The sequence below is a fragment of the Streptomyces sp. Alt3 genome (assembly GCF_030719215.1).
Classification (GTDB): domain Bacteria; phylum Actinomycetota; class Actinomycetes; order Streptomycetales; family Streptomycetaceae; genus Streptomyces; species Streptomyces glycanivorans.
The window spans coordinates 4872075-4897674 of sequence record NZ_CP120983.1 but is presented as its reverse complement, the minus strand read 5'-3'; the positions used below and the strand labels follow the sequence as shown (position 1 = coordinate 4897674).

The 25600-nt window shown below is 70.9% G+C and carries 24 protein-coding genes; 10 read left to right on the top strand and 14 right to left on the bottom strand.

Going from position 1 to position 25600, the window contains the following annotated elements; all coding sequences use genetic code 11:
- Window position 1: 1 nt before the first annotated feature.
- Window positions 2–1240: a M20 metallopeptidase family protein gene (locus P8A20_RS21690; RefSeq protein WP_306104067.1), complete on the bottom strand. Its 1239-nt coding sequence runs from the start codon at window positions 1238–1240 to the stop codon at window positions 2–4.
- 59 nt (window positions 1241–1299) lie between these two features.
- On the opposite strand from P8A20_RS21690, the gene P8A20_RS21685 reads away from it, so the two are divergent.
- Window positions 1300–2442: an Lrp/AsnC family transcriptional regulator gene (locus tag P8A20_RS21685; protein ID WP_306104066.1), complete on the top strand. Its 1143-nt coding sequence runs from the start codon at window positions 1300–1302 to the stop codon at window positions 2440–2442.
- 27 nt (window positions 2443–2469) lie between these two features.
- On the opposite strand, the gene P8A20_RS21680 is transcribed toward P8A20_RS21685, so the two are convergent.
- On the bottom strand, window positions 2470–3018 hold the full coding sequence (locus P8A20_RS21680) for an acyl-CoA thioesterase (RefSeq protein WP_306104065.1): 549 nt from the start codon (window positions 3016–3018) through the stop codon (window positions 2470–2472).
- A 119-nt stretch (window positions 3019–3137) separates the two neighbouring features.
- Here P8A20_RS21680 and P8A20_RS21675 point away from each other — a divergent pair, with 119 nt between their 5' ends.
- The gene (locus P8A20_RS21675) at window positions 3138–4433 is read left to right on the top strand and encodes an LCP family protein (protein WP_306104064.1); all 1296 of its coding nucleotides are present in this window, start codon (window positions 3138–3140) and stop codon (window positions 4431–4433) included.
- Window positions 4434–4516: 83 nt separating this feature from the next.
- On the opposite strand, the gene P8A20_RS21670 is transcribed toward P8A20_RS21675, so the two are convergent.
- Window positions 4517–4726, bottom strand: a complete 210-nt coding sequence (locus P8A20_RS21670) for a DUF397 domain-containing protein (protein WP_306104063.1) — start codon at window positions 4724–4726, stop codon at window positions 4517–4519.
- A complete protein-coding gene (locus P8A20_RS21665) occupies window positions 4723–5601 on the bottom strand; it encodes a helix-turn-helix domain-containing protein (RefSeq protein WP_147963745.1) in 879 nt (292 codons plus the stop codon). The genes P8A20_RS21670 and P8A20_RS21665 overlap by 4 nt, the downstream gene beginning before the upstream one ends.
- 413 nt (window positions 5602–6014) lie before the next feature.
- Between P8A20_RS21665 and P8A20_RS21660 the strand changes: the two genes are divergently transcribed.
- Both P8A20_RS21660 and P8A20_RS21655 read left to right on the top strand, forming a co-directional pair.
- Window positions 6015–6953, top strand: a complete 939-nt coding sequence (locus P8A20_RS21660) for a helix-turn-helix domain-containing protein (protein WP_306104062.1) — start codon at window positions 6015–6017, stop codon at window positions 6951–6953.
- 35 nt (window positions 6954–6988) lie between these two features.
- The gene (locus tag P8A20_RS21655) at window positions 6989–7882 is read left to right on the top strand and encodes a hypothetical protein (protein ID WP_147963746.1); all 894 of its coding nucleotides are present in this window, start codon (window positions 6989–6991) and stop codon (window positions 7880–7882) included.
- A gap of 76 nt (window positions 7883–7958) precedes the next feature.
- Here P8A20_RS21655 and P8A20_RS21650 read toward each other — a convergent pair whose 3' ends face one another.
- The gene (locus P8A20_RS21650; RefSeq protein WP_147964138.1) at window positions 7959–9116 is read right to left on the bottom strand and encodes an acyl-CoA dehydrogenase; all 1158 of its coding nucleotides are present in this window, start codon (window positions 9114–9116) and stop codon (window positions 7959–7961) included.
- Window positions 9117–9347: 231 nt separating this feature from the next.
- On the opposite strand from P8A20_RS21650, the gene P8A20_RS21645 reads away from it, so the two are divergent.
- Window positions 9348–10691, top strand: a complete 1344-nt coding sequence (locus P8A20_RS21645) for a UDP-glucose dehydrogenase family protein (protein ID WP_147963747.1) — start codon at window positions 9348–9350, stop codon at window positions 10689–10691.
- Between the two features lie 54 nt (window positions 10692–10745).
- Here the strand turns inward: P8A20_RS21645 and P8A20_RS21640 are convergent, their stop codons facing one another.
- The 3 genes from P8A20_RS21640 to P8A20_RS21630 are packed head-to-tail and all read right to left on the bottom strand — an operon-like array spanning window position 10746 to window position 13619.
- Entirely contained in the window at window positions 10746–11939 is a 1194-nt protein-coding gene (locus P8A20_RS21640; protein WP_147963748.1) for a dipeptidase, read from the bottom strand.
- A 7-nt stretch (window positions 11940–11946) separates the two neighbouring features.
- Entirely contained in the window at window positions 11947–12483 is a 537-nt protein-coding gene (purE, locus tag P8A20_RS21635; RefSeq protein WP_147963749.1) for a 5-(carboxyamino)imidazole ribonucleotide mutase, read from the bottom strand.
- Window positions 12480–13619, bottom strand: a complete 1140-nt coding sequence (locus P8A20_RS21630) for a 5-(carboxyamino)imidazole ribonucleotide synthase (RefSeq protein WP_147963750.1) — start codon at window positions 13617–13619, stop codon at window positions 12480–12482. Before P8A20_RS21630 ends, purE begins: the two co-directional genes overlap by 4 nt.
- Window positions 13620–13785: 166 nt before the next feature.
- On the opposite strand from P8A20_RS21630, the gene P8A20_RS21625 reads away from it, so the two are divergent.
- Window positions 13786–14304 (top strand): GtrA family protein, encoded by a 519-nt coding sequence (locus P8A20_RS21625; RefSeq protein WP_147963751.1) that lies wholly within the window; start codon window positions 13786–13788, stop codon window positions 14302–14304.
- A gap of 30 nt (window positions 14305–14334) precedes the next feature.
- Here the strand turns inward: P8A20_RS21625 and P8A20_RS21620 are convergent, their stop codons facing one another.
- Both P8A20_RS21620 and P8A20_RS21615 read right to left on the bottom strand, forming a co-directional pair.
- On the bottom strand, window positions 14335–15603 hold the full coding sequence (locus tag P8A20_RS21620; RefSeq protein ID WP_147963752.1) for a sensor histidine kinase: 1269 nt from the start codon (window positions 15601–15603) through the stop codon (window positions 14335–14337).
- 14 nt (window positions 15604–15617) lie between these two features.
- A complete protein-coding gene (locus P8A20_RS21615; RefSeq protein WP_147963753.1) occupies window positions 15618–16295 on the bottom strand; it encodes a response regulator transcription factor in 678 nt (225 codons plus the stop codon).
- A gap of 489 nt (window positions 16296–16784) precedes the next feature.
- Between P8A20_RS21615 and P8A20_RS21610 the strand changes: the two genes are divergently transcribed.
- Window positions 16785–18275, top strand: a complete 1491-nt coding sequence (locus P8A20_RS21610; protein ID WP_147963754.1) for an oligopeptide:H+ symporter — start codon at window positions 16785–16787, stop codon at window positions 18273–18275.
- A 100-nt stretch (window positions 18276–18375) separates the two neighbouring features.
- On the opposite strand, the gene P8A20_RS21605 is transcribed toward P8A20_RS21610, so the two are convergent.
- Together P8A20_RS21605 and P8A20_RS21600 are read right to left on the bottom strand one after the other, a co-directional pair.
- On the bottom strand, window positions 18376–18867 hold the full coding sequence (locus tag P8A20_RS21605; RefSeq protein WP_147963755.1) for an ATP-binding protein: 492 nt from the start codon (window positions 18865–18867) through the stop codon (window positions 18376–18378).
- Between the two features lie 201 nt (window positions 18868–19068).
- On the bottom strand, window positions 19069–19437 hold the full coding sequence (locus P8A20_RS21600) for an STAS domain-containing protein (RefSeq protein ID WP_147963756.1): 369 nt from the start codon (window positions 19435–19437) through the stop codon (window positions 19069–19071).
- 291 nt (window positions 19438–19728) lie between these two features.
- On the opposite strand from P8A20_RS21600, the gene P8A20_RS21595 reads away from it, so the two are divergent.
- From P8A20_RS21595 to P8A20_RS21585, 3 genes are all read left to right on the top strand, one after another.
- Entirely contained in the window at window positions 19729–20709 is a 981-nt protein-coding gene (locus P8A20_RS21595; RefSeq protein ID WP_147963757.1) for an RNA polymerase sigma factor SigF, read from the top strand.
- Window positions 20710–20838: 129 nt separating this feature from the next.
- Window positions 20839–22047 carry a DegT/DnrJ/EryC1/StrS family aminotransferase gene (locus P8A20_RS21590; protein WP_371934409.1) on the top strand — a complete coding sequence of 403 codons (1209 nt, stop codon included), beginning with the start codon at window positions 20839–20841 and terminating at the stop codon, window positions 22045–22047.
- Entirely contained in the window at window positions 22040–24046 is a 2007-nt protein-coding gene (locus P8A20_RS21585) for a lipopolysaccharide biosynthesis protein (RefSeq protein WP_445978182.1), read from the top strand. Before P8A20_RS21590 ends, P8A20_RS21585 begins: the two co-directional genes overlap by 8 nt.
- Here P8A20_RS21585 and P8A20_RS21580 read toward each other — a convergent pair.
- Together P8A20_RS21580 and P8A20_RS21575 are read right to left on the bottom strand one after the other, a co-directional pair.
- On the bottom strand, window positions 24021–25103 hold the full coding sequence (locus P8A20_RS21580) for a glycoside hydrolase family 26 protein (RefSeq protein ID WP_371606786.1): 1083 nt from the start codon (window positions 25101–25103) through the stop codon (window positions 24021–24023). The two genes, P8A20_RS21585 and P8A20_RS21580, sit on opposite strands and share 26 nt — an antisense overlap.
- 47 nt (window positions 25104–25150) lie before the next feature.
- Window positions 25151–25573 (bottom strand): hypothetical protein, encoded by a 423-nt coding sequence (locus tag P8A20_RS21575; protein ID WP_306104060.1) that lies wholly within the window; start codon window positions 25571–25573, stop codon window positions 25151–25153.
- Between the last annotated feature and the right edge of the window lie 27 nt (window positions 25574–25600).

Genomic DNA, 25600 nt, shown 5'->3' with positions numbered 1-25600 from the left:
CCTACTCCGCCGTGGAGGCCGCGAGCGGGGAGCCGGCCTCCGGTGTGAGCGGAGCCCCGAGCCTGCGCAGCGCCAGTCCGGCGAGGAGGGCGGCGGCGTGCGGCAGGGCGTCGTCGTCGTAGACGGCCTGCGGCGAGTGGTTCATGGGCGCGGTGGCCGGGTCGGTGCCTGGCGGGCAGGCTCCGAGGCCGACGAAGGCGCCGGGCACGTTCCGCAGCACGAAGGAGAAGTCCTCGGCCCCCGCCATCGGCTTGGGCGCCTCGAAGACGTGGTCCGCGCCCAGGACCTGTCGCGCGGTCTCCAGGGCGAACGCCGCCTCGTCCGTGTCGTTGACCGTCGGCGGGTACTGCTCGACGTAGTCGATCTCGGCACTCACGCCGTGGGCGGCGGCCACACCGTGCACGGTCCGCTCGAAGGCGGCGCGCACGCGTGCGTGGGAGGCGTCGGAGAACGTCCGTACGGTGGCGGCGAACCTCGCGGTCTCCGGGATGACGTTCGCGGCGGTGCCGGCCTCGATCCTTCCGACCGTGACGACGGCCGGGTCGAACACGTCGATCTCCCTGGTCACGGCCGTCTGGAGCGCGGTGACCATGGCGCACATCGCGGGCACCGGATCGGCGGCGGAGTGCGGCGACGAGCCGTGCCCGCCCCGCCCTCGCACCGTGACCTCCACCGCGTCCGAGGCGGCGAGCATGGGGCCGGGCCGGGTCGCGGCGAATCCGGTGGGCGCGCCGGTGGAGATCACGTGCAGGGCGTAGGCGGCGACGACCCGCTCCCCCGCGGCGTCGAGCACCCCCTCGTCGATCATGATCCGAGCCCCGCCCTGGCCCTCCTCGCCGGGCTGGAACATGAGGACGACGTCTCCCGCCAGCTCCTCCCGCCGGGCGGCCAGCAGCCGGGCGGCGCCGACGAGCCCGGTGACGTGCAGGTCGTGCCCGCACGCGTGCATCCGCCCGTCGAGGACGGAGGCGTAGGGGAGCCCGGTGTCCTCCTGGACCGGGAGGGCGTCCATGTCGCCGCGCAGCAGGACGGCGGGGCCGGGCCTGGCGCCCCGCAGCACCGCGGTCACCGAGCTCAGCGCGGTGCCGGTGCGTATCTCCAGGCCGAGGCCGTCCAGTGCGGCAAGGATCTTCGCCTGGGTCAGCGGCAGGTCGAGGCCGAGCTCGGGTTCCCGGTGCAGGGCGTGCCGGAGTTCGGTCAGGGCGGGGGCGAGGTCACGGGCCTCGTGGAGCAAGGACATGGGCGTATCGTGCGGAACGAGACCCCTCATCCATGATCGTCCGCAGGAAAGCGCTCCCCATGAGCCGATCGACGCACGAATCCGCCGGGCACGAATCCGCCGGACTCCCCGAGCGCCTGTTGCGCACCGGGCAGCCGGAGCCGCTGGACGAGCTGGACTACCTCCTGATCACCGCGCTCCAGACCTCCCCCCGGGCGGAGTGGGCGCAGATCGGGAAGGTGCTCAGGGTGGACGCCTCGACGGCGGCCCGCCGCTGGAACCGGCTCACGGAGGCCGGGCACGCCTGGCTCAGCTGTTACACGGTGGCGGTGGGGCCGACGGTGCCGATCATCGCGTTCATCGAGGTGGACTGCGCGGCCGGTGCGCTGCACGACGTGGCGGCGGAGATCGCCGACGATCCGCACCTGATCACCATCGAGCACGTCACGGGCGCCCGGGACCTGGTGCTCACCGCGGCCTTCCCCGACCTGGCGATGCTGGCCCGTTACGTCGGCTTCCGCCTCGGCCGACTGCCCGGGGTGTCGGCGACCCGGTCCCAGACGGCGACCGCCGTCCACACCGAGGGAAGCCGCTGGCGGCTGGACCGGCTGGACCCGGACAGCCAGGACCTGCTGGCGAAGGACCGGACACCGGTCATGCCACGCCGCGGCCTGCCCGCCCCCGACGCGCTGGACACCCGGCTCTACCTGCTGCTGAGCGAGGACTTCCGCCAGCCGGCCGCCCGCCTCGCCGAGCGTCTCGGTGTCAGCCCCACCACCGTGCGCCGCCGGCTGGACCGCATGCACCGGCAGGACGCGCTCATCTACCGCTGCGAGGTGGCCCGCTACCTCTCAGGCTGGCCCATCTCGGTCACCCTGTGGGGCATCGCACCGGCCGGCGAGACCGCGCGCATCACCGCCCAGCTCATCCGCATGCGGGAGACCCGGCTCTGCGCGTCGCTGACCGGCCCGCACAACCTGATGCTCACGGTGTGGCTGCGCTCCGCGGAGGACATCGGGGCGTTCGAGGCCAGGCTGGCGGAGCGCTTCCCGGAGTTCACCGTCGCGGACCGGGCGGTGGCCCTATGGCAGCTCAAGATCGCCGGCCATGTCCTGGACCCCGGGGGCCGCCACATCAGGGGCGTGCCCGTCACGTTCTGGGAGGACCCGGGCGCGGACCGGGCCGAGGACGCCCTGCTGGAACGGCTGCGGGTCCCCCGCTGACCGCACCGGTCGTGCCCTGCAGCGCCCTCAGTCGTCGATGCCCTCGGCCGCGCGCTGCTCCCGCAGTTCCTTGATCGCGCGTCGCCTGGCAAGACGGTGCGTGCGCCGGATCTGCGCCTCCTGGTAGCGCCGCTTGTCGCGCTCCGTCTCCGGCACGACCTGCGGAACACTCCTCGGCCTGCCGTCCTCGTCGACCGCCGCGAACACCAGATAGGCACTGCCGACCTGCTGGGCCGGGGTGGACTCGTTCCAGCGTTCCGCCATGACGCGGACGCCGACCTCCATCGAGGAGCGGCCGGTCCAGTTGACCTGGGCGCGGACGTGAACGAGGTCACCGACCCGGACCGGCTCCAGGAAGACCATCTCGTCCATGGAGGCCGTCACGGCAGGGCCGCCGGAGTGCCGGCCGGCGACCGCCCCCGCCGCGTCGTCGACCAGCTTCATGATCACGCCGCCGTGCACCGTACCCAGGAGGTTGGTGTCGTTGCCGGTCATGATGTGGCTGAGGGTGGTCCGGGAGGCCGAGGTGGGCTTGCCCGGAATCTCGCCCTCCGGTGGCTGGGGCTGATCTGTCATACCGTCCACCTTATGCGGGGGCTTGCCCCCGGTTGCATTGCATCAGCTTCGCAACAGCCGTGACCCGATCTCCGGTACACCCTGTAAGAGGCACAGGTCGAGGCGGCACACTGTTCCGCATGAGCGAATGGCCCGAAGGACGGAACGGCCGACCCGACGACCGCTACGGGCGGGGGAGTGCGAACTCCCAGCCCGAGAGCGCGCGTGCCATGCCGCACGTCCGGCGGCGCCCCGCGCCTCCGCAGTCCCCGCCCCGGATCCCGCCGCAGCAGGGCCAGGGACACGACGGCTACGGCGAGGCACCCGGCTACGACAGCGGCTACAACACGGGCCAGGTCTACGGCGGCGGTGGCGGTGGCGGCCAGCGTGGCGGCGGTCAGGGCGGTGGCCGCGGCGGCCGCGGCGACGGCGGCTACGTCCAGCCCCGCCCCGCCCCGAACTGGGGCCGGCGCCTCAAGGTCGGCACCCTGACCCTCGTGGTCGTGCTGCTCGCGGTCTCCATCGGCACGTACTTCTGGGCCGACGGCAAGCTCAAGCGCGAGGTCGACCTCTCCAAGGTCATCGAGCGCCCCTCCGAGGGCGACGGCACGAACTACCTCATCGTCGGCTCCGACAGCCGCGAGGGCATGACGGCCGAGGACAAGAAGAAGCTGCACACCGGCTCCGCCGAGGGCAAGCGGACCGACTCGATGATGATCCTGCACGACGGCTCCAACGGCCCGACGCTGATCTCGCTGCCCCGTGACTCGAACGTGGAGATCCCCTCGTTCGTCGGGTCCGAGTCCGGCAAGAAGTTCGCGGGCACGGGCCGGACGACGAAGCTGAACGCCGCGTACGCCGAGGACGGCCCGGAGCTGCTGGTCCGCACGGTCGAGTTCAACACCGGGCTGCGCATCGACCACTACGTCGAGATCGGCTTCGGCGGCTTCGCCCAGATCGTGGACGCGATCGGCGGCGTGGAGCTGGACATCCCCAAGGCGTTCAAGGACAAGAAGTCCGGCGCCGACTTCCAGGCCGGCAAGCAGACGCTGAACGGCGAGCAGTCCCTCGCCTTCGTCCGCACCCGGTACGCGTTCGCGGGCAGTGACCTGGACCGCACGAAGAACCAGCAGAAGTTCCTCGCGGCACTGGCCTCCCAGACGGCGACCCCGTCGACGATCCTCAACCCGTTCAAGCTGTACCCGACGATGGGCGCGGGCCTGGACACGCTGATCGTGGACAAGGACATGTCGCTCTGGTCGCTCGGCAACATGTTCTTCGCGATGAAGGGCGTCACCGGCGGCGAGGGCACGTCGATGAACATCCCGCTCTCGGGCCAGAGCGTGAACGGCAACCTCGTCTGGGACAAGGACAAGGTGAAGCAGCTCGTCGAGCAGCTGAAGAACGACGAGAAGGTCACGGTCAAGGGCAACTGACCGGCGGTACGTACGACGAGGGCGGGCCGGGGATGTCCCCGGCCCGCCCTCGTCGTACGTACCGCCGCTCCCCCGCGTCCCGGTCAGTCCCTGGAGGCGTGCTCCACGAACGCCGCCCAGGCGGACGGGGCGAATCCGAGCCGGGGTCCGGACGCGTCCTTGGAGTCGCGGACCAGGACGGAGTGCGTGCGGGCGGCGACCTCGACGCAGTCGTTGCCGTCGCTGCTGTCGCTGTAGCTGCTCTTGAACCACTCCAGCCCGGATGCTTCCTCGGCAATGACCTTGCGGATCATGTCTCTCCCAGCACTTGCTCGATGAAGGCCAGCGACTCCCCTGGCGAGAGAGCCCGAGCCCGGATGATGCCATACCTCAGTTCGAGGATTCGGAGCTGCTTGGGATCGGATACGGGGCGGCCTGCAAACTCATTGTCCGTACGCCCCACAGCCGAGCCGTCCCCGAACTTCAACACCTGGATCCGCCCTCCCGTGCCGGGGTGATCTCCCCGGCACGTGGGCATCACCTGGATCTCCACGTTGGGCAGGTTCCCTACCTCCACGAGGCGTTCAAGCTGTTGGCGCAGCACCATTGTCCCTCCGATCGGGCGGCGCAGGGTCACCTCTTCCTGGACGAAACTGAACTCCGGGGCTGGTTCGCGCTCAAAGACCGAACGCCGAGCCATGCGGGCCTCCACCATGCGTTCGAGCTCGGGTCGGGAGTACGCAGGCCGGCGGGTGGCGAGCAGCGCCCGCATGTACGTCTCGGTCTGCAACAGCCCGTGGATGTTGTGGTTGCCGTAGGCCGCGAGCTCGACCGCCTTGGCCTCCATCTTCGCCAGGTCCCGCACCTTCTTCGGGTACCGCACCTCCGCCACGTCCTGCTTCATGGCCGCGAGCTTGCCGCCCGCGCGCAGGACCTCGTCCGCACGGTCCAGGAACTCGGGCCGGGGGATGCGCCGCCCGCCCTCCACCTTGTAGACCAGGTCCTCGCCGTACCCGATCGCCGCCCCGAACTCGCCGGCCCGCATGCCCGCCGACTCCCGCCAGGCCTTGATCTGGCGGCCGACCGTGGCGATCACCGCGACGCCGGACTCGTCGTCGGGATCGACGTCCCAGCCAGGCTCGTCCGCTCCGCCGTCACCGTGCTGCGTACCGGCCCCGTCCACACTCATCCGTGCCCCGCTTTCCACGTACGTGCCGTCACCGTTCAACCCCGGATGTTCCCCGCACGTCACTCCGGACAGCCAGGACAAGACCGGACAGGCACCGGACAACCGCACCGTGACCGCGCGCACCGGGTCGCGGGAATCCACGACCCGGTGGGCCGCGACATGGTGGGCCGCGACCCGGTGGGCCACGACGTAAAAAGCTGTCAAGTACGTGGGAAAAGAACTTCCCCAACCACACCCGACCCCACCCTGGCCCCAGGTCACTCGCGCGGGTGACATATGGCAACTGGGCTGGATTTGAGACGGGTTGAGTGTCATATGCTCGCCGCGACAACCCATTCAGACATGCGACGGCCCCCGTCGGGACGGCAATCCCGGACGAGGGCCTGACCACCGAGGAAGTAGACGTCTTCCCGATGGATACCCAGCAGGATATCGCGCCCCCGTGCGCCCCACCCGGTACGACCGAGGATGCCAAGCCGTCCTCCGGCGTCGTCCACATCAACTCCCGGCACACCAGCGACTTCACCGTCATCGGCAACCACCTCAGCCGTCATCGGCAGCTGTCCCTGGTCGCCATCGGGCTCGCCGTGCACATCCAGTCGCTGCCCGCCGGAGCGAGAGTCGGCATCAAGCGGCTTGCCGAGCGCTTCCCGGAGAGCGAGACGCGCATCGCCGCCGCCCTGCGGGAGTTGGAGGGCGCGGGCTATCTGCACCGCAGCCGGATGCGGCTCCCCGACGGCCGTGTCGTGACCCGCACCGTCTCCCGCAACCGGCCGGACACCGGACAGGCCGCACCACCGCCCCCTCGGCCGCCGGAAAGGCCCCCGACGCGAACAGCGTCGCCACCCACACCGCATGAGCCCGCGCCCGAGCCCTCGGCGCCACCACCGCCCGCCCCGGTCTGCGTACCCGCCCCCACGGCACGTACGGCGCCGCCCCCACCCGTCCCCCGCCCGGCGACGGACACCCCGGAGCTGCTGCGCGCCGCCGGAGCGCTCCTCGCGGACCTCCGCCGGCTGTCACCCCAACTCGTGCTGTCGGAGCGGGACATCGCGACCCTCGCCCCGGGAGTGGCCACCTGGCTGGAGCGCGACGCCCACCCCGACACGATCCGCCACGCCCTCACCGCCGACCTGCCCGTGCCGCTGCGCCACCCGGCCAAGCTGCTGCGGCACCGGATCACGACCCTCCTGCCGCCGCCGCTGCCCGGCGCCCACGACCTGGCGCCGCCACAGCGCCCCGGCGTGATCGTCATCCCGTTCCAGAACTGCGACCGCTGCGACCGCGCCTTCCGCTCCCGCCACCCCGGCCACTGCCGCGACTGCCGAGCGGAGACACAAGCAGCGGCCTGACCCGGCACACCATCCGCCAACCCGAACGGACCTCCATGGTCAGCGCACCCCACGAGGCGATGCACCGCGTCTTCCAGGAGTACCCGGAGCTCTTCTCCCGGGTCTCCGAAGTGCTCGGAGTCGCCTTCCCGCCCTTCGTGTCCGCCGATGTCGTCACCACCGACCTGACGGAGTCCCGGCCTGTCGAACGCCGCGTGGACACCTTGCTGCGCATCGAGACGGAGGACAACGGGCCCTTCCTCCTCGCGGTGGAAGCCCAGGGGAAGAAGGACCCCGACAAACCGACGAGCTGGGCGTACTACGTCTCCTACCTGCTGGAGAAGTACCGGCTGCCCACCACGCTGCTGGTCGTCTGCCAGGACCGGGCCACCGCCGCGTGGGCTGCACGCCCGGTGCCGCTGGGCTCGCCCCATTGGCCTGTGCTCACCCTCCGGCCGCTCGTAGCGGGCCCGCACAACATCCCCGCCGTCACCGATGTGGCCGAAGCCCGCAAGGACCTGGCACTCGCCACGCTGTCCGCCATCACACACGCGGGCGAACCGGACGTCGGTGCCATACTGAAAACGCTGTCCGCAGCCCTTCGCGGCGCCCCGGACGAAATCGCCGCCCCCATCGTCGAACTCACCGCACAAGGCCTGGGCAACCGCCCCGCCGCACAACAGTGGAGGAACCTGGTGGCCGTGGACCTCTCTTTCTACATCTCGCCCCTCTCCGAAGAAATCCGGGACGAAGGCCGTGCCGAAGGTGAGGCACGGGGCCGTGCCGAGGACATCCTGCTCGTGTTCGACGAGCGTGGGATCGATGTGCCCGACGGAATCCGCAGCAGAATCACCGGCTGCCGCGACCTCGAAGTCCTTCGCCGATGGCTCCGTCGAGCGACCACGGCCAACTCCGCCGAAGAGATCCTTGACGGGGACCGCCCCGCCTGAACCGGCCGATCCCACAAGCGTGCGACGAAAAGGGAGCCCCCACCGAAGCGGAGGCTCCCTCGTCCGATGCGGGGGACTACGGCAGGTTGCGGGCCATGACGATCCGCTGGACCTGGTTCGTGCCCTCGTAGATCTGGGTGATCTTGGCGTCGCGCATCATGCGCTCGACCGGGTAGTCACGGGTGTAGCCGTAGCCGCCGAGCAGCTGCACGGCGTCCGTGGTGACCTCCATCGCGACGTCGGAGGCGAAGCACTTGGCCGCGGCGCCGAAGAAGGTCAGGTCGCCGTCGAGGCGCTGGGACTTGGCGGCGGCGCTGTAGGTGAGCTGGCGGGCGGCCTCCAGCTTCATGGCCATGTCGGCGAGCATGAACTGGATGCCCTGGAAGTCGCCGATCGGCTTGCCGAACTGCTTGCGCTCCTGGACGTAGCCCTTGGCGTAGTCGAGGGCGCCCTGGGCGATGCCGAGGGCCTGGGCCGCGATCGTGATGCGGGTGTGGTCCAGGGTCTTCATCGCCGTGGCGAAGCCGGTGCCCTCCTCGCCGATCATGCGGTCGGCGGGGATGCGGACGTTGTCGAGGTAGACCTCGCGCGTCGGCGAGCCCTTGATGCCGAGCTTCTTCTCCGGGGCACCGAAGGAGACACCCTCGTCGGACTTCTCGACGACGAACGCCGAGATGCCCTTCGAGCGCTTCTCCGGGTCCGTCACGGCCATCACCGTGTAGTACTCGGACTCGCCCGCGTTGGTGATCCAGCGCTTCACACCGTTGAGGACCCAGAAGTCACCGTCGCGGACGGCCTTGGTCTTCATGCCCGCGGCGTCGGAGCCCGCGTCCGGCTCGGACAGGGCGTACGAGAACATCGCGTCGCCCTTGGCCAGCGGGCCCAGGTACTTCTTCTTGAGGTCCTCCGAGCCGGAGAGGATCACCGGGAGCGAGCCCAGCTTGTTCACGGCCGGGATCAGGGAGGAGGACGCGCAGACGCGGGCCACCTCCTCGATCACGATGACCGTGGCGAGCGCGTCGGCGCCCGCGCCGCCGTACTCCTCCGGCACGTGGACCGCGTGCAGGTCCGAGGCGACGAGAGCGTCCAGCGCCTCCTGCGGGAAGCGCGCCTCCTCGTCCACCGCGGCGGCGTGCGGGGCGATCTTCGCCTCGGCGAGCGAACGGATCGTCTCGCGGAGCATGTCGTGCTCCTCGGCCGGACGGTACAGGTCGAAATCGGTCGAACCCGCCAAGACGTTCACTCCCCAAGGATGCTAACTACCGTTAAGTAACCCAATTTTAGTGGCCTCGTCGAGCGGAGGCATACGGGCGCGGCACGTGAGCTTGCCGACAGACCCGGGGGCGGCCCCTGACACGGCCCGGGGACGGCGCGGGAGGCCGCCCCGGGGCGGCCGGAAACCGGCGTTCCGCACGCCCGGATATGCTCGGCTCCGCACGTCTGTCCGCATCGTTCAGGAGCACCCATGGCCCTCAGGATCACCGTGATCGGCACCGGCTACCTCGGCGCCACCCATGCCGCGGCCATGGCGGAGCTGGGCTTCGAAGTCCTCGGGCTCGACGTGGTGCCCGAGAAGATCGAGATGCTCTCGGCCGGCCGGGTGCCGATGTACGAGCCGGGGCTCGAGGAGATCCTGCAGAAGCACGTGGCGGGCATCGAGGGGTCCACCGGGCGCCTGCGGTTCACCACCTCCTGGGAGGAGATCGGCGCCTTCGGCGACGTGCACTTCGTCTGCGTGAACACTCCCCAGAAGCACGGCGAGTACGCCTGCGACATGAGCTACGTGGACAGCGCCTTCGAGTCGCTCGCCCCGCAGCTGACCAGGCCCGCGCTGGTCGTGGGCAAGTCGACCGTCCCGGTGGGCTCCGCCGCACGGCTGGCTGAGCGGCTGGCGGAGCTGGCACCGGCGGGCACGGACGCCGAGCTGGCCTGGAACCCCGAGTTCCTGCGCGAGGGCTTCGCGGTGCAGGACACCCTCCACCCCGACCGGATCGTGGTCGGGGTCGAGAGCGAGCGGGCCGAGAAGCTGCTGCGCGAGGTGTACGCCGGACCGATCGCCGAGGGCTCGCCCTTCGTCGTGACGGACTTCCCGACCGCCGAGCTGGTGAAGACCTCCGCGAACTCCTTCCTGGCGACCAAGATCTCCTTCATCAACGCCATGGCCGAGGTCTGCGAGGCCGCCGACGGCGACGTGGTGAAGCTCGCCGAGGCCATAGGGCACGACGAGCGCATCGGGAAGAAGTTCCTGCGGGCCGGGATCGGCTTCGGCGGGGGCTGCCTGCCCAAGGACATCCGGGCCTTCATGGCGCGCGCCGGTGAGCTGGGCGCCGACCAGGCGCTGACCTTCCTGCGGGAGGTCGACTCCATCAACATGCGCCGCCGCGGCCACATGGTGGAGCTGGCCCGCGAGGCCGTGGGCGGGGGGTCCTTCCTGGGCACGCGCGTCGCGGTGCTGGGCGCCACCTTCAAGCCGGACTCCGACGACGTACGCGACTCACCCGCCCTGAACGTCGCCGGGCAGATCCATCTGCAGGGCGGCCAGGTGACGGTCTTCGACCCGAAGGGCATGGACAACGCCCGCCGCCTCTTCCCGACCCTCGGCTACGCGGACACGGCGCTGGACGCGGTGCGGGGTGCGGACGTGGTGCTGCACCTGACGGAGTGGCGGGAGTTCCGGGAGCTGGACGCGGCGGAGCTCGGCGAGGTCGCGGGGCGGCGGATCATCCTGGACGGCCGCAACGCCCTCGACCCCACGGTGTGGCGCGAGGCCGGCTGGACCTACCGGGCGATGGGCCGCCCGAAGGCCTGACGCGAGGAGGCGGTGGCCACCGGGCCACCGCCTCCTCGCCGAGCCGTGCGGGAATCAGCCCGTCGGGCCGTCCAGCTCGTCGATCGTCGCGTGGGAGGGCCCGACGCGGGCGCTCAGGTCACGGGACACCGCTTCCGCGTCACGCAGGACACGCACGGCGTTCTGCCACGTCAGCTTGGCCAGGTCTGTCTCCGACCAGCCGCGGGTGAGCAGCTCCGCGATCAGGTGCGGATAGCCCGAGACGTCCTCCAGCCCCAGCGGGAGGAAGGCCGTGCCGTCGTAGTCCCCACCGACACCGATGTGGTCGATCCCGGCGATCTCCCGCATGTGGTCGAGGTGGTCGGCGATCGTCGCCACGGTGGCCATCGGGCGCGGGTTGAGCGCTTCGAAGTCCGCGTGGATCCGCATGGCGGCCGGGGTGGTGTCCAGGTGGTGCAGGCCGTGCTCCCGCATGTTGCGGTCGGCGGCGAGCGTCCACTCGACGGCCGCGGGCAGGACGAACTTCGGCACGAAGGTCGCCATGGCCACACCGCCGTTGGCCGCGAGCATCCGCAGCACGTCGTCGGGGATGTTGCGCGGGTGGTCGCAGACCGCCCGGGCGGAGGAGTGCGAGAAGATCACCGGCGCGACGGAGGTCGCGAGCGCGTCGCGCATCGTGGTGGCCGCCACGTGGGAGAGGTCGACCAGCATCCCGACACGGTTCATCTCACGCACGACCTCACGGCCGAACTCCGAGAGCCCGCCGACGCGCGGGGAGTCGGTCGCCGAGTCCGCCCAGTCGGTGTTGTCGTTGTGCGTGAGCGTCATGTAGCGGACGCCCAGGGTGTGCAGGGCCCGGAGGGTGGCCAGGGAGTTGTTGATCGAGTGGCCGCCCTCGGCCCCCATCAGGGAGGCGATGCGCCCCTCGGCGCGGGCCTTCTCCATGTCGTCCGCGGTGAGGGCGCGGCGCAGGTCGTCCGGGTAGCGGGCCAGCATCTCGCCCACGACGTCGATCTGCTCCAGCGTGGCGCTGACCGCGTCGTCACCGGCCAGATGGGGTGCGACGTAGACGGACCAGAACTGCGCGCCGACACCGCCGGCCCGCAGCCGCGGGATGTCGGTGTGCAGGGTGCCGGTCTGGTCCCGCGAGATGTCACGGGCGTCGAGGTCGTAGCCGACCTGCTCGCGCAGCGCCCAGGGGAGGTCGTTGTGGCCGTCGACGACGGGGTGGCCGGCGAGGAGCAGCCGGGCGCGGTCCAGGTTGTCCATCGCCTGCCTACTTCCCGAAGCCGAAGTGGTCCGCACCCTGGGCCTTGGCGCGCAGCCGCTTGCCCTTCTCCGTCGCCTGGTCCTTGAGCTCCTGCTGGAAGTCCTTCATCCGCGCCAGCAGCTCACCGTCGTGGGCGGCGAGGATACGGGCGGCGAGCAGACCGGCGTTACGGGCGCCGCCGACGGACACGGTGGCCACGGGGACACCGGCCGGCATCTGGACGATGGACAGCAGGCTGTCCATGCCGTCGAGGTACTTCAGCGGGACCGGGACGCCGATCACGGGCAGCGGGGTGACGGAGGCGAGCATGCCGGGCAGGTGCGCCGCGCCGCCCGCTCCCGCGATGACCGCCTTGAGGCCGCGGTCAGCCGCCGACTCGCCGTACGCGATCATCTCGTGCGGCATGCGGTGGGCGGAGACGACGTCGACCTCGTAGGGGATCTCGAACTCGCCGAGGGCCTTGGCGGCCGCTTCCATCACGGGCCAGTCGGAGTCGGAGCCCATGACGATGCCGACGACGGGGGCGGAGCCTGGTGCGGTCATTCGGTGATCGTTCCTCGCAGATAGTCGGCCGCGTGCCGGGCGCGCTCCCGCACGTCCGCCAGATCGTCGCCGTAGGTGTTGACGTGGCCGACCTTGCGGCCGGGCTTCACGTCCTTGCCGTACATGTGGATCTTGAGCTGCGGGTCGCGGGCCATGCAGTGCAGGTACGCCTGGTACATGTCCGGGTAGTCGCCGCCGAGGACGTTGGACATGACCGTCCACGTGGCGCGCGGGCGGGGGTCGCCGAGCGGGAGGTCCAGCACGGCCCGCACATGGTTGGCGAACTGCGAGGTGACCGCGCCGTCCTGGGTCCAGTGCCCGGAGTTGTGCGGGCGCATCGCGAGCTCGTTGACGAGGATGCGGCCGTCCCGCGTCTCGAAGAGCTCGACCGCGAGGTGGCCCACCACACCGAGCTCGGCGGCGATCCGCAGGGCGAGCTGCTGGGCCTCACCGGCAAGGCGTTCGTCGAGGTCGGGCGCCGGGGCGATGACGGTGTCGCAGACCCCGTCGACCTGGACGGACTCGACCACGGGGTAGGCGACGGCCTGGCCGTGCGGCGAGCGGACGATGTTGGCCGCCAGCTCGCGTGCGAAGTCGACCTTCTCCTCGGCGAGGACGGGGACACCCGCGCGGAAGGGCTCGGCGGCGTCCGCCTCGGAGCGGACCACCCAGACGCCCTTGCCGTCGTAGCCGCCCCGGACCGTCTTGAGGATGACGGGGAAGCCGCCCACCTCGTCGGCGAAGGCCGCGGCGTCTGCCGGGTCGGCGACGATGCGATGGCGGGGGCAGGGTGCGCCGATCTCGGTGAGCTTGGCGCGCATGACCCCCTTGTCCTGGGCGTGCACCAGGGCGTCGGGGCCGGGGCGCACGGGGATGCCTTCCGCCTCCAGGGCCCGCAGGTGCTCGGTCGGCACGTGCTCGTGGTCGAAGGTGATCACATCGCAGCCGCGGGCGAAGGCGCGCAGCGTCTCCAGGTCGCGGTAGTCGCCGACCACGACCTCACCGACCACCTGGGCGGCCGAGTCCTGGGGTGTGTCACTGAGGAGCTTGAATTTCAGGCCGAGGGGGATACCCGCCTCGTGGGTCATACGGGCGAGCTGACCGCCGCCGACCATGCCGACTACAGGGAACGTCACGTGTACCAGGGTATCGGGCGTGCGGAAGGTCCCCCTCACCCTCTCCCGCCGGGCCCCGGCCGACTCCCTCGTCACACGGTCCCCAGGGCTCACAGGCATCACACGGGAGGGCTGGTTAGCATGGCCGGGTTGACGGGAACCGAACGGACGGGGCTGAGCGATCACCATGAGCGAACGGGGCGCACTGCGGACCCGGCTTGACCTGCTGGGACGCGAGGTCGCCAAGTTCGGCGCGGTAGGCGCACTCGGGCTGGTCGTCAACATCGCCGTCTCCAACCTGATCTGGCGCACCACGGAGATCCCGGTGGTGCGGGCCGGTCTGATGGGGACGGTCGTCGCCATCCTCTTCAACTACGTCGGCTTCCGCTACTGGACCTACCGGGACCGCGACAAGACCGGCCGGACCCGCGAGCTGACGCTGTTCCTGCTGTTCAGCGCCGTCGGTGCGGTGATCGAGACGGGCGTTCTCTACGCGGCGACGTACGGCTTCGGGTGGAACAGCCCGGTCCAGAGCAACGTGTTCAAGATCCTCGGTATCGGCATCGCCACGCTGTTCCGCTTCTGGTCGTACCGCACCTGGGTGTTCAGGGCGCTGCCCGCCGAGGAGGCCGTGCTCGACACGGAGCGATTTCTGGAGCAGCGACGACCCTCCGACGAGGTAGCACCCGGCCCGGTGGCCCACTGACGACGGCGGCCCCGACCACGCCCGGAGGGCTCAGCGCACCGGGCGCGCGTACTCCTTGCGGCTCGGCACGACCCTGCTGAGGAAGAGGGCGAAGACCGGGGGCTGCTGCTGGAGCAGTTCGAGACGGCCGCCGTCGGCCTCGGCGAGGTCCCGGGCCACCGCGAGGCCGATCCCGGTGGAGTTCCGGCCGCTGATGGTGCGCTCGAAGATCCGCGCCCCGAGGTCGGCGGGGACACCGGGGCCCTCGTCGGTGACCTCGACGACGACCTGGTTGCCGGTGACACGGGTGCGCAGCGCGACCGTGCCGCCGCCGTGCATCAGCGAGTTCTCGATCAGGGCGGCGAGCACCTGGGCCACGGCTCCGGGAGTACCGACGGCCTCCAGCCCGTGCTTGCCCGAGCAGACGACGGCGCGCCCCGCGCTGCGGTAGGCCGGGCGCCACTCCTCGATCTGCTGCTTGACGATCTCGTCGAGGTCGAACACGACGGCGGAGCCGGTCCGCGGGTCACGGGCGTTGGTCAGCAGCCGCTGCACCACGTCGGTGAGCCGCTCGACCTGGGTGAGCGCGATGTTCGCCTCCTCCTTCACCGTGTCGGGGTCGTCGGTGACCGAGATCTCCTCGATCCGCATGGAGAGGGCCGTCAACGGCGTACGGAGCTGGTGCGAGGCGTCCGCGGCCAGGCGCCGCTCTGCCGTGAGCATGCGGGCGATCCGTTCGGCGGAGGAGTCCAGGACGTCGGCGACCCGGTCCAGCTCGGTCACCCCGTACCGCTTGTGCCGGGGCCGCGGGTCGCCCGATCCGAGGCGCTCGGCGGTCTCGGCGAGGTCGGTGAGCGGTGAGGTCAGCCGGTCGGCCTGGCGCACGGCGAGGAGCACGGCGGAGATGATGGCGAGCAGCGCCACCGCCCCGATGATCAGCAGGGTCCGGCCGACCTCGCGGGTCACGGTGGAGCGGGACTCCTCGACGGTGACCTTCTCGCCCTGCTCCCCGGTCTCCGTGCTGCGGATCGAGTCGCCGTCCGCGGGGCGCTCGCCGACCTCGATCGGGGACCGCCCCGGGATCTCGACGCGGGCGTAGCGGCTGGGGTCCACCTGCTCGGCGAGGACCTGGGGGGTGATCCGTTCGGCGCCGAGCAGCCGGCTCTCGACGACGCTGATCAGCCGGAATGCCTCGGCGTCGACGCTCTCCTGGGCGCTGTTGCTGATGGTGCGGGTCTCGACGATGACGAGGGAGACGCCGAAGACGGCGATCACGACGAGCACCACGGCGAGCGTGGAGTTGATCAGTCGGCGGCGCATGAGTGTTCTGTACGTCAGCTCTTCTCGAACCGGAAGCCGACGCCCCGGACCGTGGCGATGTACCTCGGATTGGCGGCGTCGTCCCCGAGCTTCTTGCGGAGCCAGGAGATGTGCATGTCGAGGGTCTTGGTGGAGGACCACCAGGTGGTGTCCCACACCTCGCGCATCAGCTGGTCACGGGTGACGACCCGCCCGGCGTCCCGGACGAGGACCCGGAGCAGGTCGAACTCCTTGGCGGTGAGCTGGAGTTCCTCGTCGCCCATCCAGGCACGGTGCGACTCGACGTCGATCCTGACGCCGTGCGTGGCGGGCTGCGGGGCGGGCTCGACCGCGCCGCGGCGCAGCAGGGCGCGGACCCGGGCGAGGAGCTCGGCGAGGCGGAAGGGCTTGGTGACGTAGTCGTCGGCGCCGGCGTCCAGACCGACGACGGTGTCGACCTCGTCGGCGCGGGCGGTCAGCACCAGGATCGGCACGGCGTGGCCGTCGGCCCGCAGCCGTCTGGCGACCTCCAGGCCGTCCATGCCGGGGAGCCCCAGGTCGAGGACGACCAGGTCGACGCCTCCCTGGAGTCCGGCGTCGAGTGCGGTCGGACCGTCCTCGCGGACCTCGACCTCGTAACCCTCTCGACGCAGGGCGCGGGCCAGCGGCTCCGAGATGGATGCGTCGTCCTCGGCGAGCAGTACACGGGTCATGCAGTGATGGTAGTCCGCGCAGGCCCGCCGGGGTGAGGCACTGGTGAGGCCCTGCGGGTCAGGCCCACGAATCGGTCATCCTCCTTCGAATATGCGACCGTGGTTCCACGTCGACCTGTGATCCATATCTCAAGTCCTTTCATATCCCCGCGTGTCGTGTCGTATGGTTGCTCGACGCCTGTTGCACCACCGAATGACCTTTGGGCAGCTTTTCGCGCCAAGGGTCACTTTTGTGTACGGGCCGGTTCCCGCCGGCCCCGACCAGTGAATGACCTGTGGGCCGGGCCCGGAGCGCGAGAACGCGCGCCGGGCGTGGATCCCGGAGCGGTCTGTCCCGCGAGTCGCCCCCGCACTCCCTACGGATCGGGTGGCCGGATCGAATCCCCTTGAGGCGTCAGGGGTGGGGCTCTCCCGCACCGGTGCCGGCTACCCCCCACCGGGCGCGTACCGCTCACGAGGCGAACGCGTCCCGACCAGCAAGGATCGACCATGGCGTCCAGCCTGACGAAGGACTCGGCCAGTACTTCTGGTTCGGAGAAGACCTTCTTCGGCCACCCCCGCGGCCTGGCCACTCTCTTCATGACGGAGATGTGGGAGCGTTTCAGCTATTACGGCATGCGCGCCCTTCTCCCGCTCTACCTGATCGCTCCCAACGGGCTTCACATGAACCCCGCCACGGCCACGGCGATCTACTCGGTCTACCTGTCGCTGGTGTACCTGCTCGCCATGCCCGGCGGCTGGTTCGGCGACCGCGTCTGGGGCCCCCGCAAGACCGTCGCCATCGCGGGCGGCGTCATCATGCTCGGCCACCTGACGCTGGCACTCCCCACCGAGGGCACCTTCTTCGCCGGACTCGGCCTGGTGGCCATCGGCTCCGGTCTGCTGAAGTCCAACATCTCGACGATGGTCGGCCACCTCTACGACGGCCCGGACGACCCGCGCCGTGACGGTGGCTTCACGATCTTCTACATGGGCATCAACATGGGTGCCTTCGCGGCGCCCCTGGTCATCGGCACCGTCGGCGAGAACGTCAACTGGCACCTGGGCTTCGCCCTGGCCGCACTCGGCATGGGACTCGGCGTCGCCCAGTTCCTGCTCGGCACGCGCCACCTGGACGAGCGCAGCCTCGTCGTGCCGAAGCCGCTCTCCGCGGACGAGCGCGCGTCCACACTGCGCAAGTCGATGATCTGGCTCGGCATCGCGGCCGTCTTCTACATCGGCACGGTCGTCACCGGCGTGTACACGCTGAACTGGCTGCTGGTCCCGATCACGATCGCCGGTCTGATCATCCCGGTCATGGTCCTGGTGCGCATCAAGCGCGACAAGGAGCTCAGCCAGACCGAGCAGAAGAAGATGTCCGGCTACATCTGGTTCTTCGTCGCCGCCGCCATCTTCTGGATGATCTACGACCAGGGCGGTTCCACCCTGGCGATCTTCGCCGACTCCTCCGCGGAGAACTCGGTCCTCGGCTGGGACTTCCCGGTCTCCTGGTACCAGTCGGTCAACCCGGTCCTGATCATGGCGCTGGCCCCGGTCTTCGCCGCCTTCTGGCTGGCGCTGAACCGGCGGGGCAAGGAGCCGAGCACGGTCGTGAAGTTCAGCTCCGGTCTGGTGCTGGTCGGCGCGTCGTTCTTCCTCTTCCTGGCGCCGCTGACCATCGCGGGCGACGGCCACAAGGCCGCCGCGATGTGGCTGGTCGCGATCTACTTCGTGCAGACCGTCGGCGAGCTGACGCTCTCCCCGGTCGGCCTGTCGGTCACCACGAAGATGGCCCCGGCCAAGTACGCCAGCCAGATGATGGGTGTCTGGTTCCTGGCCGTGACCGCCGGTGACTGCACCACGGGCCTGCTCTCCCTCGCGGGTGTCGAGCTCAACGGCACCGGGGTCGTCGCACTCCAGGCCACGCTCGCCGTCCTCGCGGGTGTCGCGATCTTCATGTACCGCGGCAAGGTCAAGGAACTCATGGGCAACGTCCGCTGACACGGTCCGCCCGCACGGAAGAGGCCCCGCACCGGACGATCGGTGCGGGGCCTCTTCCGTGTGTGTACAGATATCCGGCGGAGCATACGGGCGGGCCGGGTTACGCCGGTGCCGCGAGCTCCGCCCAGACCGTCTTGCCGGGCTGGTCCGGTGTGCGTGAGACGCCCCAGTCGAGGCAGAGCCGCTGCACGATGAACATGCCGTGCCCGCCGGGCCGCCCCGCGCGGTGCGGGGTGCGGGGCGCCGGCTGGCCCGCGCCGCCGTCGACGACCTCGACCCGCAGGCTCTTGGAGGAGCGGCCGATACGGAGTTCCTCGGGGCCCTCCGCGTGCAGGCAGGCGTTCGTGACGAGCTCGGAGACGACCAGCAGGACGTCCTCGGCGGCCGCCCGCCTGTCGGCGCTCGACGCGGGCAGCCAGCCCCAGTCGTGGAGCGCGGACCGGGCGAAGTCGCGGGCCATCGGCACGATGCCGCTGGCGTCTCTCAGCGAGAGCGCGCGCCACTGCCGGTCGGACGGTACGGCAGAGGCGGAGCCCGTGCCGTCCGGCTCGCGGCCGAGGCCGCCCGGCGGATGCTGCCGGGTGGTGCTCATCAGCGCTTCACCTCACCGATTCACCGTGTGTTGCCATCGAACAGATATTGATCAGATACAGAGTGTGCGGGCTTCATGACCCCGACGGGATCTCTCCTGCCCGGCCGAATGGTGACGACACCCACTTCGGCTACGCCATCAGCGTGACGCGCGCGATAGTCGGGGCACCGGGTGCCGGGTAGACGCATGGGAAGCGCCGCTTCAGCTGCTCAGAGCGTCTTCGAGCGAGGCGTGGACGGTGAAGACCGCCTCCGCCCCCGTGATCTCGAAGACGCGAGCCACCACGGGCTGCATTCCGGCCAGGTGAACCGCTCCTCCGGCCGCCTCGGCCTTCAGGCGGGCACCGAGCAGCACGTTGAGCCCGGTCGAGTCGCAGAAGTCGAGCCGCGAGCAGTCCACCACCAGCCGGGTACGCCCGTGCTCGACGGCGTACTCCAGAGGTTCGCGCAGCAGATCGGCGGTGTGGTGATCGAGCTCACCCGCCGGTGTCACGACTTCGCTTCGGCCCTCGGTCCGGACGTCGACCTGAAGCCGACCCCGGTTCGCGCTGCCGACCGTCCCGCGGTCCATGCCGTCCCTCTTCGCCGTCCGTCACTACCCGCGCCCCTGTGTGCGCGGCTTCATCGTGGCTGCCCCCGACGTGCGTGAAACATTACGCGTTTCCCTCGCCACACGGTAGTCGAAGAACTCCATAAACCGGACATACAGGAGCATTTGGCGCTTGTAACTCGTGGCTGGAACCGGGTAAGGGTAGAAGGGACATCTGCACCAGGAATTTCGATCGGCTTCGGAGGCGCCGCTTCACCGCAGGAACACGTATGGGCATCGGCAGCCATATGCCGAGAACGATGGAGGAGAACCATGTCACCCCGGCTCGACGTATCGCGTACCCACATCGCGACGTCGGCATGTCCTCAGGGACCGACCGATTCCGACTCCGCTGCCGCGAGCGCCGTACCCGGCCCGCGCACCAGCACCCGCACCACCGCCCCGGCCGCCGACGACCACTTCACGGTCGAGGAGTTCGAGGGCATCGAAAGCCTTCCCGAGATCCCGCACTACGCCGAGATCGGCGCGCTGGACGCCAGGGCCCTGTCGAAGACGCTCTTCGCGCGGCTCGAAGCCCTCGAGGAGGGCACCCACGAGTACGCGTACGTCCGCAACACCCTCGTCGAGCTGAACCTGGCCCTCGTCAAGTTCGCCGCCTCCCGGTTCCGCACCCGCAGCGAGCCCATGGAGGACATCGTCCAGGTCGGCACCATCGGCCTGATCAAGGCGATCGACCGCTTCGAGCTCAGCCGGGGCGTGGAGTTCCCGACGTTCGCGATGCCCACCATCGTCGGCGAGATCAAGCGCTTCTTCCGTGACACCAGCTGGTCCGTGCGCGTCCCGCGCCGGCTCCAGGAGCTGCGTCTGGACCTGGCCAAGGCGGGCGACGAGCTGTCCCAGCAGCTGGACCGCGCCCCCACCGTCATGGAACTCGCCGACCGCCTCGGCCTCAGCAGGGACGAGGTCGTCGAGGGCATGGCCGCGAGCAACGCGTACACCGCGAGCTCGCTGGACGCCAAGCCCGACGACCACGGCGACGGCAACGAGGGCGCCCTCGCGGACCGCCTCGGCTACGAGGACCACGGGCTCGAAGGCATCGAGTACATCGAGTCCCTCAAGCCGCTCATCGCCTCGCTGCCCCTGCGCGACCGCACGATCCTCTCCATGCGGTTCGTCTCCAACATGACGCAGTCCGAGATCGGCGAGGAGCTCGGCATCTCCCAGATGCACGTGTCCCGGCTGCTCTCCCGGACCCTGGTCAAGCTCAGGAAGGGCCTGACCGTCGAGGAGTGACCCGGCGTCACCGGAACCCCCCGGTACACCTTGCGGAAGGACCTGACCCGGACAACGGGCGGGTCCTTCCGCATTGTTGACGAAGTGCCACGGACTGGGTCACATTGGGCGGGGTTCTGGGGGGAACACATGGCTCATGGGGAGAGCGGTCCGGGAGACCGTGCCGTCGCGGGAGCGCTGGAAGCGGCGATGGGCACCCGGCTCGGCCGGGAGTGCCTGTACGTCCCGTCATGCAGGCTCGGCCTCTACGTGGCGCTGCGCCACTGGTGCGAACCCGGCGGAAAGATCCTGATGTCCCCGGTCAACGACGACGTCATCCTGTTCGTCGTCCTCGCCTCCGGCCTGCGCCCCGTCCAGGCCCCGCTGTCGGCCACCGACGGGTCGATCGACGTGGACGCGGTGCCCGAATCCGTATGGAAGGGCCTCCGCGCCGTCCTCACCACCAACCTGTACGGAAACCCCGACCAGGCCCGGCGGCTGCGCGGGCGCTGCGACCGGCTGGGCATCCCGCTGATCGAGGACGCGGCACACGCCATCGGCAGCGTCACCGACGGCGCTCCCGTCGGCTCGTTCGGGGACGCCGCCGTCTTCAGCCTCTCCAAACACGTCGGCGCGAAGGCCGGCGGCTTCCTCGCCGTCGCCGACCCGGCCCTGCGCGCACCGCTGGAGCGGGCCCGGGACACCCTGCTCGACCCGGTCCGCCTCACCGCCGAACTCGCCTACGCCGTACGCCCGTACGCGGAGTCGGCCGTCCGCGGGCTGCGGCTCGCCCCGGCGGCCTGGTGGGCCCTGCGGCTCCTCGGACTCCAGGAACGGCAGGAGATCCGGATGCCGTTGCGGCCCGGCGAACTGCGGCAGGCCCTGGACGCCGCACCCTCGCTGACCGCCCTCCACTCCTGGGTCCGCGTCGACATGCACGACTACCGCATCGCTCCCGGCCGATTACGGCTGCGCCGCATCCAGCACCTGCTGGCCCGCCTCGACGGACGGCTCTCCGCCCACCGGGCGGGCACCGAGCGCCTCCTCGCGACCCGCTGGGCGCCCCCCGTCCATCCGGGCTCGCCCGTACAGCCGCTGTTCCGGGTGCCGTTACTGGTCGCCGACCGGGAGACCGCCGTCGCCGCGCTCGCCCGTCGCCGCATCACCGTCGGCTACCTCTACGACCCACCGCTCGACGCCTACGCGGGCGAACGGTTCACCGACCCCTCGCCCTCCCCCGCCGGAGCGGTCCGGTTCGCACGCCACGCCCTGCCCGTCGACCCGCTGCGGGCCGGTCCCGTCATCGACGTACTCACCTCGGCCGGCATCCGCCCTCTGGGGGAGCTGCCCGGTGGCTGACACGGCGAGAGCACGCCCGCAGGAGACCGCAGCGGTGCCCCCGCCCGTTCCGGAGAGCGGTGCGAGCGGCGACTCCATGTTCCGCAACGCCTACGCCCTCATGCTCTCCACCGGCGTCTCCGCCGCCCTCGGCCTCGGGTTCTGGCTGGTCGCCGCGCGCTACTACACCGAGGAGGCCGTCGGGCAGGGATCCGCCGCCATCGCCGCGATGCGGCTCCTCGCCTCGGTCACCGCCACCACGATGATCGGCGCCGTCGTCCGCTACGTCCCCCGCGCCGGACGTGCGACCGCGTCCCTGGTCGCCCGCACCTATCTGGTCAGTTCCTTCGTCGTCACCCTGGCCTGTGTGCTCTTCCTGCTCACCCTGGACCTGTGGGGCGACTCGTACGCCCCGCTCGGCACCCTGTCCGCGGGGCTCGTCTTCACCGGCTCCTGCGTCGCCTGGGCGGTCCTCACGCTCCAGGACGGGGTGCTGACCGGGCTGCGCAAGGCCGTGTGGGTGCCCGTCGGCAACGCGGTGTTCTCCGTCGGCAAGCTGCTGCTCCTCGCCGCATTCGCGACCGCCCTGCCCGTCCTCGGCGTCTTCGTGTCCTGGGCCGCGGCCATCGCCCTGTCCGTACTGCCCCTCGGCTGGCTGGTCTTCCGCAGGCTGATCCCACGTCAGGCAGGGGCCGACCGGGACCGCGAACCGCCCCGGCCGCGCGAGATCGGCAGGTTCCTGGCCGGCGACTCGGTCGGCGCGCTCTTCAGCCTGGCGATGATCAACCTGCTGCCGGTGATGGTCGCCGTACGCTTCGACGCAGCGCACAACGGCTTCTTCTACATCGCCTACACCGTCGGCGGCACCATGGAGTTCATGGCCATCAACATGGCCTCCTCCCTCACCGCCCACGCCTCGCACAGCCCCGGCCGGCTGGCAGAAGGCGTACGCGGGGCGCTGCGCCGCATGGCCGTCCTGCTGGTCCCCGTCGTACTCGTGCTGGTCCTCCTCGCCCCGCAGATCCTCAGCCCCTTCGGCGCCGACTACGCGGAGCACGGCACCCTGGTCCTGCGGCTGCTGGCGGCCGCCGCCCTGCCCCGGGTGGTCGTGGAGCTGCACATCGGTGTGCTGCGGGTGCAGGGCCGCACCGGTGCGCTGGCCGTCCTCCAGGGCACGATGTGCGTCCTCGTGCTGGGCAGCGCGGCCCTGCTGCTCGGACCCGCGGGAATCGCCGGAGCCGGCTGGGCGGTACTCGTCGCCATGAGCGCGGTCGCGACGGTGTCCGCACTGGGACTGCGCTCGGCCCTCACCGGGCGGCCGCCGTGGGGCCTTCGGCGTGCGGGGCGGGATCGCGAGGAGTTCGGGACGAGCTGGGCCCGCCTCGCGGCGGAGCAGACCTCCGGCACCGGCCCGCGGGGCGCCTCCGACAGGGGTGCGGCTCTGCTGTGGGGGCTGCTGGGGCTCGCGGCCGTGCTGTTCTGGGTGACGCTGTCCCGTGCGGCGCCCGACGGGCGCACACGGCTGACCGGCACGCAGCTGGTCGACGCCCTGCCGCCCGCCACCGTGGCCGCCGGGGCCCTGCTGGTCGTCGTCCACTGCGCCGCCGTCGCCCTGCGCCGCCCGAGGCCCGTGCTGCTGGGCGCGACCCTGCTGGTGACCGCGACCGCCCTGCACTCCGCCCCGCTGTTCCTCGGCGTCCGTCCGGCCGCCGCGTCGGGGGAGTGGCACGGTGCCCTGGCCGGACTCCTCGCCGGGGCAGCCTCCTCGGACGACGTGCTCCGCGCCCTGCCGTTCGCGCTCCAGCTGCTCTGTCTGGCGTCGGCCGCGGTCCTGCTGCGGGCCGTCGGGGTCCACTGGCGGGTCACGGCGGCCTCGTTGTGGGTGCTCGCGGTCGCCGGATGGGTCGCGCAGGACGCCCTCGCCGTGGCCGGACTGCCCGTCCTGTGCGGGCTGTCCGCGGCCGCGGCGGTGGCGTACGGCGTCCGGGGGAGGGTCAGCGGCCGGGCACCGGCTGCCTGAACCAGTCGTCCTGGCCCGCCGTGCGGTACCCCTCGAGGCCCGGCCCCTCGTCGACCGTGAGGTCGCAGCCCTTCCCGGGGACCGCCCGGTTCCAGTGCACCAGCGCCTTGGCCCCGGGCATCGTACGGACCACCTCCGGGATCTCCTCGTACCACTCGCGCTGGCGGTCCTCGTCCGCCGGATCGGGCACCGTGGAGAACTCCGCGAACATCAGGGGCTTCGCGGCACTGATGTGGGTGCGCAGCCACTCGTACGCCGGCCGTTGACTGCGGTCGAAGTCCTTCCAGTCCGTGGTGTCGTGGCAGGTGAAGTAGTTGTACTGGTCCATGCCGATCCAGTCGACGTAGTCGTCCCCCGGGTAGAGCCGCTCGAAGAGCCCGCCGTTCGCGAGGTAGCCGGAGACCGTCCACACCCACACCACGTTGTCCACACCGAGCTCCTCGAAGCGGTCGTGGAGGTGACGGTAGGCGGCGATGTACTCCTCGGGCGTGCCCGCGTCACCGACCCGGGCGTCGGTCTCCTGGTCGAAGGAGAGGAACACCCGCTTCCCGTACGCCTTGAGGCGCCGTGCCTGGGGGTCGATGATCTCGCGGTCGTACGCCCCCGACGCGACCTTCGCCCAGCCGAGCTGGTCCTCGGTCCAGTTGGCGTGGTGGGGCTCGCGCCACACCGTGGACTCCCAGGCCAGCATCAGCATCCGGTCCCGGCCGAGGACCTGCTCGTCGGGGGTCAGCAGCTGACCGTCGAGCTCGGTGTTCGACATGTCGTGGTACGTGTACAGGAGGTCGAGTTTCCGGCCGATCTTCTTCTCGAACGCGTACACCGCGTCCTTGAGCGAGCCGTTCCCGGCGTGCGGCACGTAGGCCCCCCACCAGGCCCCGCACGGTGGCACGAGCGTGGCGGTGGGGGCGCACCTCCCTCCGGTCACCGGGCCGGAGGCGGCGTCGGAGGGGAGGGAGCCGGCGGAGGGCGTCGTGCCGTCGTCCCCACCCGAGGACGGCGTGCCGTGCCAGGCGAGGAGCCCGGCCAGCAGTGCGGCGACGGAGACCAGGGCGATCACGAGGGGGGTACGGGGCCCACGCTCCCCGGAGACGCGGTGGCGGGTCACCGGCGCCCCACGGATGTCGCCCGGCCCCTCTCGACCGCGCCCCGGGTGGCCGCGGGCAGCGGAAGGCCCGGCAGGGCGGCGGCGAGGGTGGTGAACGCGGCGAGCGACACCAGGAAGGCGGTCCCCGAGAATCCCTCCAGCAGGAACAGCGTGGTGGCCACGACGACGGACAGGGAGAGTCCGAGGGGCGCGGCGAGCGCGGCCGTTTCGAGCCGGGCACCCGGCCTGAGGAGTCCGGTCTGCGGATACAGCAGGGCGAGCCCGGGGCCGAAGCACACGAAGAGGAGCACGGGTGCCCAGCGCAGGGGCGCGCCCCCCGGCAGCGCGGTCGCGGCGAGCGCCACCCAGCCGGAGAGCGCGAGCACGGCTCTGACGAGGGTCCGCCTGGCGGGGAGCTTCGGTTGCCGGTCCTCGGACACGTGGCTGCCTTCCTGGTCAGGTGGGTT